We start from the raw sequence: 15,846 nt of genomic DNA, 5'->3' as shown, positions 1-15,846 counted from the left end.
AGCCAACTGACTGCCTCCATTCGCTTGCCGCATGCACTGCACCCGACACGCCGCAACTCCACATTCAGCCGAACCGCGCGACCCAGTATGGGCAGGTCGCGGATCGAGCGCTGGCAGTATTCGTGGGTGGTGGTACTGGGCTGGTGGCAGCCGCTGCAGGTAGGGAATCTGGTGGTCTGAGGGATCAGGTCGATCAGCAGGTCATCGCCGTCTGGCCTGATCGCGACGACAGAAAAGCCCTCCCAAAAGGGCAGAAACGTATTAATATCGTGCACAAGAACGCCGGTTTGGTTGATGTGTTTGCTCGCACGAACATCATCCATCAAATCGGCGTTCTTGTTTCTGTCTTTCCCGGGATTCCGTGAAGAACCTAAAAAAACCGGGCTCATCGCTGAGCCCGGTTTTTTTGTGTCGGCTTACTGCGAGCCGAGGAGCGAGCCGATGCTCGGGTCCTTGAACAGGCGGGTCAGGGCATCACTCAACACATCGCTGACCAGCTTGGTGTTGGTTTCCTGGTTGGGGGCCATGCCGAAGCGCTGGTCCAGGGACGCGCCGTAACGGCCGCTGTAGCGGCGGGTGCCAGCGGTAACGTCAGACTTGAAGGTTGCACCGATGGTGGCCTCGGTCACGTACAGGCCTTCTTTGGGCGACTGGTATTTCAGCTCGGCCAGGGTGACGGTCAATTGCGGAGCACCCGGCGCATTGGCGGGCGTAAAGCCCAGCAGGCGCACGGCGGCTTCAGCCTGGGCCTGCAACTTGGGCAGCACGTCGGCACCGGTCACCGTGATGGCGCTGGTTTCGGGGTACAGGCCACCGCGCGTGCCCAGGGTCGGCGATGGGCGCCCGTCAACGACACGCACCGACACCGGCTGGCCATGCCCTACAGGCGCCAGCTGGCTGGTGATTTTGGGTTGCGGGCTGAGTTGTTGCGGGCTGTGGGCGCAGCCAACCAGGGTCAAACTGGTCACAGTGATCAAACCGAACAACAGGCGTTGCAACATACTCATTTCTCCAGGACTAGAGGCAAACAGGCCGCCAGTATAACGGCGAGGGCCCGCCACTCACCAGAATTCCTGAACCGGCGCTGACGGGGCGACGAAATTACAATTTTCACACAGAACCGTCACTGCAATGTCATGGCAGACTGCCAACCTTTGCTGCATGTAACGAGTCAGGTACACACTCATGCGTCTTCTCAAATCCCTGTTCATGTCCCACACCCGCCACCGCCACTTTGCCTTGCTGGATGCCCAAGGTTGCTGCCAGGCGTTCAAGCAATGCGCGCTGCCGCCTGTCGGTGAAGGCTGGGTGGAAGTGCACGAGGTTCGCCTGAGCTGGATGCATCGCCCGCTGCCAGCCAGCGCCCGGGTCAGCCCGCAGCGCTCACCGGCGCGGGCGACGCATGCGTTGGCCTCCTGACCCGCTCGTGAATAAAAGTCATTAAACACGCCCATCTGCGCGCATTTCTTCGCTACAATCTCCCCCCGATTATAAGGACGTCTCCTGATCGGGCCTCGCAGCATCGCTAATGCCTTTGGCATCAGCTCCTCCGTACCGCCCACAGAGAGCCGCCCACACAGATAGAGTGAAGCTGGCGCGCCTGCTGTATCGCCCCCGTCTTTACCCGAATCTGCCAGAGCTGCCGTTGCCAGGCCCTGTTTAGTTGTTTGCCCGTGCTGATTTCGGGCCAGGTGCCAGGCCGGGGTAGCCCTTTTTTGAGGTTCACGTCTTCAAAAGAGCGTGAAAAAACGGGTTTTCACAACTTCACAAGAGTGTGGCGAGCAAATGAATAGTTTGGCGTTTGTACAAGCACCATCAGCGTCTGGAACAGCCCCTCCGCACAGGACCGAGCACTCCACCTACACCGGAGCTTGAAGCCTGTCCGCTACGGATTTGGTTGCACGATCGGACGTATTGACCCTAAGTCGAATTGCCACAGGCGCCCCTGGATGCGTTCATACGCCCATCAGGCACCGCTGGTAGCGTCCGCTGAAGTTGCAAAAAATTGCGAAGAATCGGACATGGCAATCCTGGCCACGGGCTCTGCGAGGCGATACGTGAACCGCCCCGCCCGCCCTGGCAGCCATGCCGTCAATTTGGTGCTGCAGATTTTGGAGACGCGTTAAATGGCGCATAACGAAGCAGTCGACGTAGTACTGGTAGGGGCCGGCATCATGAGTGCCACCCTCGCGGTACTGCTCAAAGAGCTCGACCCTGGCCTTGCGCTGGAAGTCGTTGAGCTGATGGATTCGGGTGCCGCGGAAAGTTCCAACCCGTGGAACAACGCGGGCACCGGCCACGCCGGGCTGTGTGAGTTGAACTACACGCCCCAGGCCGCCGATGGCTCCATCGACATCAAGAAAGCTGTGCACATCAACACCCAGTTCGAGGTGTCGAAGCAGTTTTGGGCGTACCTGACCCAAAAAGACACCTTTGGCTCGTCCAAGTCCTTTATCAGCCCGGTGCCGCACCTGAGCTTCGTACAGGGCGAAAAAGGCGTCTCGTACCTCAAGAAGCGCTTTGAAACCCTCAGCCAGCACCACGCCTTCGCCGACATGGTCTACACCGAAGACCGTAGCCAGATGGCCGAGTGGATGCCGCTGATGATGCCCGGCCGCCCGCTGGACGAAAAAATCGCGGCCACCCGCGTGATGAACGGCACCGACGTCAACTTCGGCGCCCTGACCAACCAGCTGCTGCGCCACCTGACCAGTGCGCCGGATGCCCAGGTCAAGTACAGCAAGCGCGTCACCGGCCTCAAGCGCAATGGCGCAGGCTGGACCGTGAGCATCAAGGACGTGAACAGCGGCAATACCCGTGAAGTCGACGCCAAGTTCGTGTTCCTGGGCGCTGGCGGTGCGGCGCTGCCGCTGCTGCAAGCCTCGGGCATCGAAGAGAGCAAAGGCTTCGGCGGCTTCCCGGTCAGTGGCCAGTGGCTGCGCTGCGACAACCCGGAAGTGGTCAAGCATCACCAGGCCAAGGTGTACAGCCAGGCCGCCGTGGGTTCGCCGCCCATGTCCGTGCCGCACCTGGACACCCGCGTGGTCGACGGCAAGAAATCCCTGCTGTTCGGACCGTACGCGGGCTTCACCACCAAGTTCCTCAAGCACGGCTCGTTCCTGGACCTGCCGCTGTCGGTGCGCGCAGGCAATATCGGCCCGATGCTGGCCGTGGCCCGTGACAACATGGACCTGACCAAATACCTGGTCAGCGAAGTGATGCAGTCCATGGAGCAGCGCCTGGAATCCCTGCGCCGGTTCTACCCCGAGGCGAAAGCCGAGGACTGGCGCCTGGAAGTGGCTGGCCAACGGGTGCAGATCATCAAGAAAGACCCGAAAAAAGGCGGCGTGCTGCAATTTGGCACTGAACTGGTGGCCGCCAAGGACGGCTCGCTCGCCGCCCTGCTGGGCGCGTCCCCGGGGGCGTCGGTGACGGTTTCGATCATGCTGGAGCTGATCGAACGCTGCTTCCCGACCAAGGCGAGCGGTGAGTGGGCGGCCAAGCTGGCGCAGATCTTCCCGGCACGCGAAAAGGTCCTGGAAACCGACGCTGCGCTGTATCGCAAGATCAACGCGCAGAACAACGTCGCCCTGGAACTGGTTGAGCCGAGCAGCGAGACTGAAAGCTACGCATAAGGTCCGCCATCAAAAACGCCCCGCTCTCGCAAGAGATCGGGGCGTTTTTTTGTGCGTCAATCAGCGCGCTTGTTCGATCAACTCGATGTAGTCTCCGCCGTTGCGCTGGTCCTTGATCAGGTCGACGAAGGTCTGGCCGTGCTCGTCCTTGCCGTCCAGGTCCAGGCCGGCCTCTTTGAAAAAGCCCAGGAAACGCTCGAAATCGTCGATGCGCAGGCCGCGATACGCCTTGATCAGTTTGTGCAGGGAGGGCGACGTGGCATCGGCCGGTTCGAAATCCAGGAACAGTTTGATCTGCTCGTCGCCGATTTCATCACCAATCACCTGTTTTTTATCTTTACGCATTACCGACTCCAGCCTGCAGACATATACACGGGACGGGCAGTTTACCTATCAGATAGCGCGTTCGAAAGCGGAGCAGATTCAGCGGCGCACTCATTGACGGGCGCGAACCACCCCGGTGTGCAGGTCTGCCCAGATGTGGCCGTTGGCATAGCTCAAGAACTGCACGCACACCGCCTCGTTGCGCAGCAAGTCAACGATCACCCGGTACTGGGCTGCGGGGTAGGACAAGGTCAGGGTTTTGGTTTGGCCGTCGAACACCGGCTTTTTCAGGCTTTTGCTTTCGGCATCAAAGCTCAGGATCACTTGGGCGATGGTAGCGCCCTTGTTCAGAGCCTTGCCCTTGAGGCGAATCATCAACGGCGACGTCACCGGAATCGGCTGCTGGCTGGATTGACGCTGGTTACCCACCACCACCGAATACTCGGTGATTTGCAGCAACTGTTGCTGCTCGGGCGTTTCGGCGCGCAGGGCCAGGTCGTCCGGCGGCAAGAATTGACTGTGCAGCGGCGCGGGGGCGGCCGCTGCACAAAAGCTTGAGATCAACGCCAGCACGGCGCAGGTGCGAATCAAAAGACTCATGGGCCGCTCCGCTACAGATGGCCCAGCACTTTAGCTCAATCGAACTGGGCAAGCATCCAGCGTTGGTACTCGGCCACCCCGGCCTCCCCTTCACGGGGCGCCCAAGTCGCCAGCTCGCCTTCGCCCACCGGGCGGTAAGGCCCGGCCTTGCACTCGAACATCAAGGTATCGGGCTCCAGCACCACCAGGCCGTGAAACACACCGGGCGGCACATCGACACCCACGCACTCGCCGCCCGCCTGCATCACGCGCTTGGCCAGCACCTCGCCGGTTTCGCTGAAAATCAACAAGCCCAGGCACCCCTTGAGTACCAGCAGGGTTTCCGCCTTGTCGGCGCTCAAGTGCCGATGCGGTGGCACATACGTGCTGGGCTGTAGGGCCACGGCCAGGCGGTGGCAAGGTTCTTCCATCTGATGAAAATTGTGATGGTGCCGGCCACGTGGGCTGGCGGCCGCTTTCTCGGCCAGCTCGGCAAACAGGGTTTGGTCCAGAAAGCGGGTCATCGCTTACATTCCTTTAACGGCGTAGATACCGTTGGCGTTGCGCCAGTAACCTTTGTAGTCCATGCCGTAACCAAAGATATAGCGGTCAACGCACGGCAGGCCGACGTAATCGGCTTTGAGGTCCGGGCGCGCCTTGCGGTCGTGGTCCTTGTCGATCAGCACGGCGGTGTGCACTTTGCTCGCGCCCGCGTGGCGGCAGAAGTCGATGATGGCGCCCAGGGTATGACCCTCGTCGAGGATGTCGTCGATGATCAGCACCTCGCGGTCGATGAACGAGACTTCCGGCTTGGCCTTCCAGAACAGATCGCCGCCGGTGGTTTCATTGCGATAACGGGTCGCATGCAAGTAGGACGCTTCCAGCGGGAACTGCAGATGCGTGAGCAGTTTGCCCGCGAAAATCAGACCGCCGTTCATCACACAGAACACCACCGGGTTGGTGTCAGCCATTTCGCGGGTGATATGAGCGCCGACCTTGGCGATGGCCTCTTCGACCTGCGCTTCGGTGTACAGGCAGTCAGCCTCGCGCATGATTTGACGGATATGCTCGAGATCAGCGGACATGTCGCTCTCCAAGGGGTGCTGTGGCAAGAAAAGCGAGCAAAGGTACGCACCTTGAGCCGTCCCATCAAGCCTTTATGGACTAACGTAGGTGTTGTCTATAGGACAACACCCTCGGATAGATTAATCTAGGCCGGTTTTTTTGCCCGCCGCCGGAGCCTTTCCCCATGCCCATCCGTGAGATCCGCCATCCGCTGATCCGACACAAGCTCGGCCTTATGCGCCGCGCCGACATTAGCACGAAGAACTTCCGCGAGCTCGCTCAGGAAGTCGGAGCGTTGCTCACCTACGAGGCGACCAAAGATCTGCCCCTGGAAAACTACGAGATCCCCGGCTGGTGCGGTCCCGTCCAGGTCGAAAAAATTGCCGGCAAGAAGATTACCGTGGTGCCGATCCTGCGCGCCGGTATCGGCATGCTCGAAGGCGTGTTGAGCCTGATCCCGGGCGCCAAGGTGAGCGCCGTGGGCGTAGCCCGCAATGAAGAAACGCTACAGGCCCACACCTACCTGGAAAAACTCGTACCGGAAATCAACGAACGCCTGGCGATGATCATCGACCCGATGCTGGCCACGGGCAGCTCCATGGTCGCCACCATCGACCTGCTGAAAAAAGCCGGCTGCAAAGACATCCGCGCCATGGTGCTGGTGGCTGCGCCCGAAGGCATTGCCGCGGTAGAAAACGCACACCCCGACGTACAGATCTACACCGCGTCGATTGACGAGCGCCTGAACGAACACGGCTACATCATCCCGGGCCTGGGCGATGCCGGTGACAAGATCTTCGGCACCAAGCAAAAGGACGCGTAAACATGCAGGATGAGTTCAACGACCCGCTTTGGCGCCAGATCCTGTCTGGCGCACAGATGCTGTTCGTGGCATTTGGCGCGCTGGTGTTGATGCCGCTGATCACCGGCCTGGACCCGAACGTTGCGCTGTTTACCGCAGGCCTGGGCACGCTGTTGTTCCAACTGGTGACCGGCCGGCAAGTGCCGGTGTTCCTGGCCTCGAGCTTTGCCTTTATCACCCCGATCATTCTCGCCAAGGGCCAGTTCGGCCTCGCCGCGACCATGGGCGGCGTGATGGCGGCCGGTTTCGTTTATACGTTCCTGGGCCTGGCGGTAAAAATCAAAGGCACCGGTTTTATCGACCGGCTGCTGCCGCCGGTGGTGATCGGGCCGGTGATCATTTCGATTGGCCTGGCCATGGCGCCAATTGCCGCCAACATGGCGATGGGCAAGGCCGGTGACGGCAGCGAACTGATTCACTACCAGACCGCCATGATGATTTCGATGCCGGCGCTGCTGACCACACTGATCGTGGCCGTGTTCGGCAAGGGCATCTTCCGCCTGGTGCCGATTATCTCGGGCGTGCTGGTGGGCTTTGCCATGTCGTTCTACTTTGGCGTGGTCGACACGGCCAAGATCGCCGCCGCACCGTGGTTAGCCCTGCCCCACTTCACCGCGCCGGAGTTCAACTGGCAGGCGATCCTGTTTATCGTCCCGGTGGCCCTGGCCCCGGCGATCGAACACATCGGCGGCGTGATCGCCGTAGGCAGCGTGACCGGCCGCGACTACCTGAAAAAACCCGGCCTGCATCGCACGCTGCTGGGCGACGGTATCGCCACCACCGCGGCTGGCCTGTTCGGCGGCCCGCCCAACACCACCTACGCCGAAGTCACGGGCGCGGTGATGCTGACCAAGAACTACAACCCGAAAATCATGACCTGGGCGGCGATCTTCGCCATCAGCCTGGCCTTTATCGGCAAGTTCGGCGCGCTGCTGCAAAGCATTCCGGTGCCGGTGATGGGCGGGATTCTGTGCCTGCTGTTCGGCTCGATTGCCGCGGTGGGGATGAACACCCTGATCCGCCACAAGATCGACCTGGGCGAGGCGCGCAACCTGGTGATTGTGTCGGTAACCCTGGTGTTCGGGATTGGCGGCGTGCTGATCGGCACCGGCACGGGGCCGGATGACTTTGGCCTCAAGGGCATTGCCCTGTGTGCCATCGTTGCGATTGGCTTGAACCTGTTGCTGCCGGGCAATGACGGCTGGAAGAACAAACAGCCGGATGAGCCGTTGCTGTAACCCTGCGCCGCTGCTGGTGGCCTCATCGCGGGCACGCCCGGCTCCTACACGGAAATACTTCCAAATGTAGGAGCGGGCGGGCCCGCCAATGAAGCACTAGAGGTCGCCGAGGCCGTCGATCAGTGCCTGGTTTTGCTCTGGCGTACCGATAGAAATCCGCAGGAACTGGGCAATCCGTTCCTGCTTGAAGTGCCGCACAATCACCCCTTGCTCACGCAACTTCGCCGCCAGACCGGCGGCGTCGTGCTGTGGGTGGCGGGCAAAAATGAAGTTCGCCGCCGATGGCAGCACCTTAAACCCCTTGGCCTGCAACTGGGCCGTCAGCGTTTCACGGCTGTCGATGACCCGCTTGCACGTCGTCTCGAAGTACGCCTGGTCTTCAAACGCCACCGCCGCGCCAACAATCGCCAAGCGGTCCAGCGGGTAGGAGTTGAAGCTGTTCTTGACCCGCTCCAGCGCTTCGATCAGGTCCGGGTGGCCCACCGCCAACCCTACCCGAAGGCCTGCCAGCGAGCGCGACTTGGACAGGGTCTGGGTCACCAGCAGGTTGGGGTAACGGTCCACCAAGGTGATGGCCGTCTCGCCGCCGAAGTCGATGTAAGCCTCGTCCACCACCACGACCGAGTCCGGGCTGGCCTTGAGGATCTGCTCTACGGCGTCCAGTGCCAGCAGGCAACCGGTCGGCGCGTTCGGGTTGGGGAAGATGATCCCGCCGTTGGGCCTGGCGTAGTCCGACACGCGGATCTGGAACTGCTCGTCCAGCGGCACCGCGTCGAAGTGGATGCCGTAGAGGCCGCAGTAAACCGGGTAGAAGCTGTAGCTGATGTCGGGGAACAACAACGGCAAATCGTGTTGCAGCAAGCCGTGGAAGATATGCGCCAACACTTCGTCGGAGCCATTGCCGAGAAATACTTTGTTGGCGTCCACCGCGTAATACTTGGCCACCGCCTGCTTGAGCCGGTCGCTGTTGGGGTCTGAATACAGGCGCAGGTCGTCAGTCAGTTCGGCGCGCATGGCCTCCAGCGCTTTGGGCGAAGGGCCATAGGGGTTTTCATTGGTGTTGAGCTTGACCAGTTTGGTCAGTTTCGGCTGCTCGCCCGGCACGTAAGGCACCAGGTTCTTGACGAACGGGCTCCAGAATTTGCTCATGTCTCAGTTACCTTTCTTGTCGTCAAGGATGCGGTATTCGGCGCTGCGGGCGTGGGCGCTCAGGGACTCGCCACGCGCCAGCACGGAGGCGGTCTTGCCCAGCACTGAAGCCCCTTGTGGCGAGCAGAAGATGATCGAGGAGCGCTTCTGGAAGTCATACACACCCAGCGGCGAGGAGAACCGCGCCGTGCCGGAGGTTGGCAAGACATGGTTGGGGCCAGCGCAGTAATCGCCCAGCGCTTCGCTGGTGTGGCGGCCCATGAAGATCGCACCGGCGTGGCGAATATGCGGCAACCAGGCTTGCGGGTCGGCCACGGACAACTCCAGGTGCTCGGGCGCAATACGGTTGGCCACTTCGATGGCCTGCTCCATGTCGCGGGTCAGAATCAACGCACCCCGGCCATTGATGGACTTTTCGATAATCTCGGCGCGGTCCATGGTCGGCAGCAGCTTGGCGATGCTGGCGGCGACCTGGTCGAGGAACCCGGCGTCGGGGCTGACCAGAATCGCTTGCGCGTCTTCGTCGTGCTCGGCCTGGGAAAACAGGTCCATGGCGATCCAGTCCGGGTCGGTCTGGCCGTCGCACACCACCAGAATCTCCGAGGGCCCGGCGATCATGTCTATGCCGACCTGGCCGAACACATGACGCTTGGCCGTGGCCACGTAGATGTTGCCCGGGCCCACCACTTTGTCGACCTTCGGCACGCTTTGGGTGCCGTAGGCCAGCGCGGCAACGGCCTGGGCACCGCCGATGGTGAACACGCGGTCGACCCCCGCAATGCAGGCGGCAGCCAGTACCAGCTCGTTGATTTCACCGCGCGGGGTCGGCACCACCATGACCACTTCGGCTACCCCGGCCACCTTGGCGGGGATCGCGTTCATCAACACCGAAGACGGGTACGACGCCTTGCCGCCCGGCACGTACAGGCCTGCGCGGTCCAGCGGCGTGACCTTTTGGCCCAGCACCGTGCCGTCGGCCTCGGTGTAGCTCCAGGACTCCTGCTTTTGTTTTTCGTGGTAGCTGCGCACCCGCGCCGCCGCCACTTCCAGGGCTTCGCGCTGAGGCGCGGTGATGCGGGTCAGTGCCAGTTCCAGGCGCTCACGCGGCAGGATCAGGTCAGCCATGGACTTGACGTCGAGGGCATCGAACTGGCGGGTGAAGTCCACCAGCGCCGCATCGCCGCGCTCGCGAACAGCCTTGATGATGTCGAGCACCCGCCCGTTGACCGAGTCGTCGGACACACTTTCCCAGCTCAGCAGATGATCCAGATGATGGGCAAAATCCGGGTCGGCAGCGTTGAGTCGGGCAATTGCAGTGGACGTGGTCATAGCGAGGGCCTCAATAGAATGGCAAAAACTCAGGCGCCCTAAACTAGCAGTCGTTTCCGCTTGGGCACCTGAGAATTCTGGCTATGAGGCGGATAGACGGGCGTAGCTTTTCAGCTACGCGGGTGAGTCAACCGCGGTGTCGCGACTCCACTGCCGTGCGCAGGGTGTCGATCAACGCCTGGATACGGGCGTGCTGCATTTTCATCGACGCCTTGTTGACGATCAGCCGGGAGGTGACGTCGGCGATGAAGTCCTGGGGTTCCAGGCCGTTGGCGCGCAAGGTGTTGCCGGTGTCGACCACGTCGATGATCTTGTCGGCAAGGCCGATCAGCGGCGCCAGCTCCATCGAGCCATACAGCTTGATGATGTCGACTTGGCGGCCCTGTTCGGCGTAGTAGCGCTTGGCGATGTTGACGAACTTGGTGGCCACGCGCAGGCGGCCTTTGGGCTCGACATCACCGACGCGGCCGGCGGTCATCAGCTTGCAGCGGGCGATACGCAGGTCCAGCGGCTCGTACAGGCCCTGGCCACCGTATTCCATCAGCACGTCCTTGCCGGCAACGCCGAGGTCGGCCGCACCATGCTCGACGTAGGTCGGCACGTCGGTGGCGCGCACGATCAACAGGCGGACGTCGGCCTGGGTCGTGGGGATGATCAGCTTGCGGCTCTTGTCCGGATTCTCGGTCGGCACGATGCCCGCTTCAGCCAGAAGCGGCAGTGTGTCGTCAAGGATGCGGCCCTTGGACAGTGCAATGGTCAACATGGGAAACGTCAGTCCTTCATCAGGCTATTGCTGTCCGGTCGCAGTGGGCGCCAGACACAGATCGAGGCCTTTACAGACCTCGATTGAAACAAAACCAGTGGGTACGTCCCTGTACCCGCAGCGGGCCCTAGCCCGGTACGCGGCGGATTTTCGCGCCGAGCATCTGCAACTTCTCTTCGATGCACTCGTAGCCACGGTCGATGTGGTAGATGCGGTCGATCAGGGTGTCACCTTCGGCGCTCAGTGCCGAGATCACAAGGCTGGCCGAGGCGCGCAGGTCGGTCGCCATCACGGGCGCGCCCTTGAGCTTGTCGATGCCGGTGACGATGGCCGTGTTGCCTTCGACCTGGATCTTGGCGCCCATGCGGTGCAGTTCGTACACGTGCATGAAGCGGTTTTCGAAGATGGTTTCGATCACGGCCCCGGTGCCTTCGGCAATCGCGTTCAGGGAAATGAACTGCGCCTGCATGTCGGTCGGGAACGCCGGGTACGGAGCGGTACGCACGTTGACGGCTTTTGGCCGCTTGCCGTGCATGTTCAGCTCGATCCAGTCTTCGCCCGTGGTGATTTCTGCACCGGCTTCCTTGAGTTTTTCCAGGACGGCTTCAAGGATGGTCGGATCGGTGTCCTTGACCTTGACGCGGCCACCCGTGACGGCAGCGGCCACCAGGTAGGTGCCCGTCTCGATACGGTCCGGCATCACTTTATAGGTGGCCGGGTGCAGGCGTGCGACACCGTCGATGGTGATGGTGTCGGTGCCGGCGCCGCTGATGTTGGCGCCCATGGCGATCAGGAAGTTCGCCAGGTCGACCACTTCCGGCTCGCGCGCGGCGTTTTGCAGGACGCTGCGGCCGTTGGCCAGGGCAGCGGCCATCATGATGTTCTCGGTCCCGGTCACGCTGACGGTATCAAAGAAGAAGTTCGCGCCACGCAGGCCGCCTTCTGGCGCCTTGGCCTTGATGTAGCCGCCTTCGACGTCGATGACCGCGCCCATGGCTTCCAGGCCACGGATGTGCAGGTCGACCGGGCGCGAACCAATGGCGCAACCGCCAGGCAAAGCCACTTCGGCTTCACCAAAGCGGGCAACCATCGGGCCCAGCACCAGGATGGAGGCGCGCATGGTTTTCACCAGCTCGTACGGCGCAACCAGGGTCTTGATGGTGCGCGGATCGATTTCGACCGCCAGTTTTTCGTCGATGATCGGCTCGATGCCCATACGGCCGAACAACTCGATCATGGTGGTGATGTCGTGCAGGTGCGGCAGGTTGGCCACGGTGACCGGGCCGTCGCACAGCAACGTGGCGGCCAGAATCGGCAGGGCGGAGTTCTTCGCCCCGGAAATGCGGATCTCGCCATCAAGACGAGCGCCACCGGTAATAATCAATTTATCCATAAAAATCTCGACGCCTAGAGGGGCTCAGGTGCGCTCGGCCCAGGCCGCGCGGCTGAAAAATTTCATAGTGACCGCATGGATGCTGCCGTCGGTGATCCACGGGTTCAAATGGGCATAGATCTGCTGCTGACGCTTGACCGGGCTCAATGCCGCCAGTTCATCGCTAATCACATTCAGCTGGAAGTTGCAGCCTTCGCCCTCAACTTCGACGTTCGTTTCGGGCAGCTTTGCTTCAAGGAAGCTCTTAACTTCTAGGGCCTGCATGATCAACCTCTATCGGCGCCCAGTGCGCGCGGGTCGCACATCATACAAAAAAGCCCCGCGCCTGCGAACCCCGCATGGCAGGACTCTGACGGGGGGCTTCTTTAAATGTATGGCTCAAGGATGCGCCAGCAGCTCGGTCAAACCGCAAACCTGGGCAATTTCACGCATATCTTCGGGCATGGCACGGATGCTGACGGCTTTTTTGGCCGCCTGGGCATCGCGCAAAAAGCACAGCAGCAAGGACAAGCCGACGCTGGTGGACTTCACGACCGAGGAGCAATCCAGCACCAGCGCAGGCGCGGTGCTGGCATTGATCAGCGCCTGGCCCTGCTTGCGCAGGGCAGGCCCGGAGCGGTAATCGAGCACGCCACTGATGAACAGCTCGCCCGCCTCTCCCTGACGAATGGCCGATTCGGTCATTGGGCAGGTTTCCCGGCAGCTTTGTCGGTTTCTTCCTTGGCCTTGGCCACTTCACCGGCCCAACCATTGATGGTCTTGTCCAGATCGTTGCCATTGCGCTGCATCGCGTCCGCGAACTGGTCACGGAACAGCTTGCCGATATTGATACCGTTGATGATCACGTTACGCAGCTTCCACTCGCCGTTGACCTTTTCCAGCGTGTACGACACTGGGTACACGGCGCCGTTGCTGCCCTTGACGGTCATGCCAACGCTGGTGCGGTCGTCCGACTCGTCCTTGGGCGCATCCACGGTGATGCCCTGGTTGTTGTACTCGAGCAAGGCGTTGCCATAGAACTGGAACAAACCGCGCTTGAAGTTTTCCTGGAAGCGGGTCATCTGGTCAGGCGTGGCTTTGCGCGAGTACTTCACGGTCATGATGCTGCGGGAAATGCCTTCGGCATCCACCACCGGACCGACAATGGTATTGAGCGCCTCGTAAAACTTTGTAGGGTCCTGCTTGTAGGCTTCCTTGTTGGCGCTCAGGTCCGACAACATTTTGTTGGTGGTGTCCTGGACCAGGTCGTGCGCAGAGCCTGCCGCGTTAGCCATCAACGGCAGCGCTGCAAGCAGTACCAACAGGCCACGTCGCAAGGTGGAGATCATGAACACATTCCTCATTTGGCGTCTTTATTGACGGTATTGAGCAGGAATTTACCGATCAAATCCTCCAGCACCAACGACGACTGTGTGTCATGAATGGTCGAGCCATCCTTGAGCAAGGCTGTTTCCCCGCCCACGCTGATGCCGATGTACTTCTCGCCCAGCAGGCCTGCCGTGAGAATGGATGCGGTGGAGTCGGTCGGAAGGTTATTCACGCTCTTGTCCACTTGCATCGTCACGCGGCCGGTGAAGCTGTCGCGATCAAGATCGATAGCAGTGACCTTGCCGATGGTCACACCGGCCATGGTCACTTTAGCTCTGACAGTCAAACCGGCGATATTGTCGAAATAAGCATAAAGTTTATAGGTGTCGGCCGTCGGGCTGGCCGAAAGGCCGCTGACTCGCAGGGCCAGCAACAGTAAAGCCAGGATGCCAGCCAGCAAGAAAAGGCCTACACCGATTTCCACAGTGCGGTTTTGCATCAGAAATCTCCAAACATCAAGGCGGTCAAAATGAAGTCAAGGCCCAGTACCGCCAGCGAGGCGTACACAACGGTCTTGGTAGTGGCGCGACTGATCCCTTCTGAAGTGGGCTCACAGTCATAGCCTTGGAATACGGCGATCCAGGTCACGACAAAGGCAAAAACGATGCTTTTGATCACACCGTTGAGCACATCACCGGAAAAGGTCACGCTGTTTTGCATGTTGGCCCAGTAGGAACCGTCATAGACGCCCAGCCAGTCCACAGCCACCCACGAGCCGCCCCAGATACCCACCACGCTGAAGATTGTCGCCAGCAGAGGCAAGGAAATGAAGCCGGCCCACAGGCGCGGGGCCACGATGTACTTGAGCGGGTCCACGCCGATCATTTCCAGGCTGGACAGCTGCTCGGTGGCCTTCATGTTGCCGATCTCGGCGGTCAGCGCCGAACCTGCGCGGCCGGCAAACAGCAATGCCGTCACCACCGGGCCCAGTTCACGCAACAGCGTCAGGGCCACCATCTGCCCCACCGCCTGCTCGGAACCGTAGCTGGACAAGATGTTGAACCCCTGCAGCGCCAGCACCATGCCGATAAAAATACCGGACACCACGATGATCACCAGGGACATCACGCCCACAGCGTGCAGTTGCTTGAGCAACAGGCCAAAGCTGCCGGCAATGCTGCCGCGACCGAGCAGGGCGTGAAACAGAAAAATCGTCGACCGGCCAAGCACCGACAGGATATCGATGGCGGCATGCCCGAAAAGGCGGACCCTTTCGATTAAAGATGTCTTGCGCATCAGCGCTTCCCCAGGAGATCTGCGCGGTAGTCCGCTGCCGGAAAGTGAAAAGGCACAGGGCCATCGGGATCGCCGGTCATGAATTGACGAATGCGCGGGTTGTCAGCGTTCATCAGCTCCTCAGGAGTGCCCTGGCCCAGCACCTGCCCATCACCGACCACATAGAGGTAGTCGGCAATGCTCGCGGTTTCGGCCAAGTCGTGGGACACCACGATGCTGGTGATACCCAGTGCATCGTTGAGCAAGCGGATGAGCCGCACCAGAACGCCCATGGCGATAGGGTCCTGGCCGACGAAAGGCTCGTCGTACATGAGGATCTGAGGGTCCAGCGCAATGGCCCGCGCCAGGGCGACACGACGCTTCATGCCGCCGGACAACTCGTCAGGCATCAGGTCGATGGCACCGCGCAGCCCTACGGCCTGCAGTTTCAGCAACACAATGTCACGAATCATTTCATCAGAAAGCTGAGTGTGCACCCGCAGCGGGAACGCGACGTTTTCGAAAACATCGAGGTCGGTGAACAGTGCACCGCTCTGGAACAGCACGCCCATGTGTTTGCGCGCATCGAACAGGTCGCTGCGCGACAACGTCGGCAGGTTTTGCCCGTTGACCCACACTTCGCCGGCACTGGGGCGCAATTGCATGCCGATCAGGCGCAACAGCGTAGTTTTGCCGCAACCGGACGGCCCCATGATGCCCGTGACCTTGCCGCGGGGAATGCGAATATCCACATTATTGAAGATGCTGCGCGTACCGCGCTTGAAGGACACACCCTTCAGCTCGACCGCGTAGGCGTTATCGGCACTCATCTAAACTCCTTGGGATGCAGCCTTTCACTCAGACACTTTGTTTTCGACAAATGCTTGCGCCGATTAGACACAAAGGCTGTGCGGACCGAACTGGCG

At 60.9% G+C, this 15,846-nt stretch carries 20 protein-coding genes; 4 read left to right on the top strand and 16 right to left on the bottom strand.

The genetic code is table 11. From position 1 onward, the window contains the following. The coding region (locus ACW9H9_RS11805; RefSeq protein WP_457343338.1) for a transposase family protein at positions 1-275 on the bottom strand (275 nt) is incomplete at its 3' end. 141 nt (positions 276-416) lie between these two features. Continuing rightward, positions 417-1,001: a YajG family lipoprotein gene (locus ACW9H9_RS11800; RefSeq protein WP_457343335.1), complete on the bottom strand. Its 585-nt coding sequence runs from the start codon at positions 999-1,001 to the stop codon at positions 417-419. A 184-nt stretch (positions 1,002-1,185) separates the two neighbouring features. On the opposite strand from ACW9H9_RS11800, the gene ACW9H9_RS11795 reads away from it, so the two are divergent. After that, the gene (locus ACW9H9_RS11795; RefSeq protein ID WP_457343334.1) at positions 1,186-1,419 is read left to right on the top strand and encodes a hypothetical protein; all 234 of its coding nucleotides are present in this window, start codon (positions 1,186-1,188) and stop codon (positions 1,417-1,419) included. Between the two features lie 707 nt (positions 1,420-2,126). Beyond that, a complete protein-coding gene (gene mqo, locus ACW9H9_RS11790) occupies positions 2,127-3,635 on the top strand; it encodes a malate dehydrogenase (quinone) (protein ID WP_457343333.1) in 1,509 nt (502 codons plus the stop codon). Positions 3,636-3,695: 60 nt separating this feature from the next. Here mqo and ACW9H9_RS11785 read toward each other — a convergent pair whose 3' ends face one another. From ACW9H9_RS11785 to ACW9H9_RS11770, 4 genes are all read right to left on the bottom strand, one after another. Further along, positions 3,696-3,980, bottom strand: a complete 285-nt coding sequence (locus ACW9H9_RS11785; RefSeq protein ID WP_457343332.1) for a PA4642 family protein — start codon at positions 3,978-3,980, stop codon at positions 3,696-3,698. A gap of 90 nt (positions 3,981-4,070) precedes the next feature. Next, positions 4,071-4,559: a hypothetical protein gene (locus tag ACW9H9_RS11780; protein ID WP_457343331.1), complete on the bottom strand. Its 489-nt coding sequence runs from the start codon at positions 4,557-4,559 to the stop codon at positions 4,071-4,073. 35 nt (positions 4,560-4,594) lie between these two features. Continuing rightward, positions 4,595-5,062, bottom strand: coding sequence for a WbuC family cupin fold metalloprotein (locus ACW9H9_RS11775; RefSeq protein ID WP_457343330.1), 468 nt, complete (start codon positions 5,060-5,062; stop codon positions 4,595-4,597). Positions 5,063-5,065: 3 nt separating this feature from the next. Further along, positions 5,066-5,623, bottom strand: a complete 558-nt coding sequence (locus ACW9H9_RS11770) for a hypoxanthine-guanine phosphoribosyltransferase (RefSeq protein ID WP_457343329.1) — start codon at positions 5,621-5,623, stop codon at positions 5,066-5,068. A 164-nt stretch (positions 5,624-5,787) separates the two neighbouring features. On the opposite strand from ACW9H9_RS11770, the gene upp reads away from it, so the two are divergent. Both upp and ACW9H9_RS11760 read left to right on the top strand, forming a co-directional pair. Continuing rightward, the gene (gene upp / locus ACW9H9_RS11765; RefSeq protein WP_457343328.1) at positions 5,788-6,426 is read left to right on the top strand and encodes a uracil phosphoribosyltransferase; all 639 of its coding nucleotides are present in this window, start codon (positions 5,788-5,790) and stop codon (positions 6,424-6,426) included. Positions 6,427-6,428: 2 nt separating this feature from the next. Then, on the top strand, positions 6,429-7,703 hold the full coding sequence (locus tag ACW9H9_RS11760) for a uracil-xanthine permease family protein (protein WP_457343327.1): 1,275 nt from the start codon (positions 6,429-6,431) through the stop codon (positions 7,701-7,703). A 96-nt stretch (positions 7,704-7,799) separates the two neighbouring features. On the opposite strand, the gene hisC is transcribed toward ACW9H9_RS11760, so the two are convergent. The 10 genes from hisC to ACW9H9_RS11710 all read right to left on the bottom strand — a co-directional run bounded on the left by hisC (position 7,800) and on the right by ACW9H9_RS11710 (position 15,750). Beyond that, positions 7,800-8,852: a histidinol-phosphate transaminase gene (hisC, locus tag ACW9H9_RS11755; protein ID WP_457343326.1), complete on the bottom strand. Its 1,053-nt coding sequence runs from the start codon at positions 8,850-8,852 to the stop codon at positions 7,800-7,802. A 3-nt stretch (positions 8,853-8,855) separates the two neighbouring features. Beyond that, positions 8,856-10,181 carry a histidinol dehydrogenase gene (hisD, locus tag ACW9H9_RS11750; protein ID WP_457343325.1) on the bottom strand — a complete coding sequence of 442 codons (1,326 nt, stop codon included), beginning with the start codon at positions 10,179-10,181 and terminating at the stop codon, positions 8,856-8,858. A gap of 127 nt (positions 10,182-10,308) precedes the next feature. After that, the gene (gene hisG, locus ACW9H9_RS11745; RefSeq protein WP_457343324.1) at positions 10,309-10,944 is read right to left on the bottom strand and encodes an ATP phosphoribosyltransferase; all 636 of its coding nucleotides are present in this window, start codon (positions 10,942-10,944) and stop codon (positions 10,309-10,311) included. 127 nt (positions 10,945-11,071) lie between these two features. Continuing rightward, on the bottom strand, positions 11,072-12,337 hold the full coding sequence (gene murA / locus ACW9H9_RS11740; RefSeq protein WP_457343323.1) for a UDP-N-acetylglucosamine 1-carboxyvinyltransferase: 1,266 nt from the start codon (positions 12,335-12,337) through the stop codon (positions 11,072-11,074). A gap of 24 nt (positions 12,338-12,361) precedes the next feature. Next, the gene (locus ACW9H9_RS11735; protein WP_457343322.1) at positions 12,362-12,601 is read right to left on the bottom strand and encodes a BolA family protein; all 240 of its coding nucleotides are present in this window, start codon (positions 12,599-12,601) and stop codon (positions 12,362-12,364) included. Positions 12,602-12,715: 114 nt separating this feature from the next. Further along, positions 12,716-13,021, bottom strand: coding sequence for an STAS domain-containing protein (locus ACW9H9_RS11730; RefSeq protein WP_457343321.1), 306 nt, complete (start codon positions 13,019-13,021; stop codon positions 12,716-12,718). Next, the gene (locus ACW9H9_RS11725) at positions 13,018-13,665 is read right to left on the bottom strand and encodes an MlaC/ttg2D family ABC transporter substrate-binding protein (protein ID WP_457343320.1); all 648 of its coding nucleotides are present in this window, start codon (positions 13,663-13,665) and stop codon (positions 13,018-13,020) included. Before ACW9H9_RS11725 ends, ACW9H9_RS11730 begins: the two co-directional genes overlap by 4 nt. Before the next feature lie 11 nt (positions 13,666-13,676). After that, a complete protein-coding gene (mlaD, locus tag ACW9H9_RS11720) occupies positions 13,677-14,144 on the bottom strand; it encodes an outer membrane lipid asymmetry maintenance protein MlaD (RefSeq protein WP_457343319.1) in 468 nt (155 codons plus the stop codon). Continuing rightward, a complete protein-coding gene (gene mlaE / locus ACW9H9_RS11715; protein ID WP_457343318.1) occupies positions 14,144-14,941 on the bottom strand; it encodes a lipid asymmetry maintenance ABC transporter permease subunit MlaE in 798 nt (265 codons plus the stop codon). Before mlaE ends, mlaD begins: the two co-directional genes overlap by 1 nt. Next, entirely contained in the window at positions 14,941-15,750 is an 810-nt protein-coding gene (locus tag ACW9H9_RS11710; RefSeq protein ID WP_457343317.1) for an ATP-binding cassette domain-containing protein, read from the bottom strand. Before ACW9H9_RS11710 ends, mlaE begins: the two co-directional genes overlap by 1 nt. Positions 15,751-15,846 lie beyond the last annotated feature (96 nt).

The organism is Pseudomonas sp. SDO5215_S409 (genome assembly GCF_054071325.1).
Note: the sequence above shows the minus strand (reverse complement) of the source record. Positions and strands in the feature narration are given on the sequence as shown.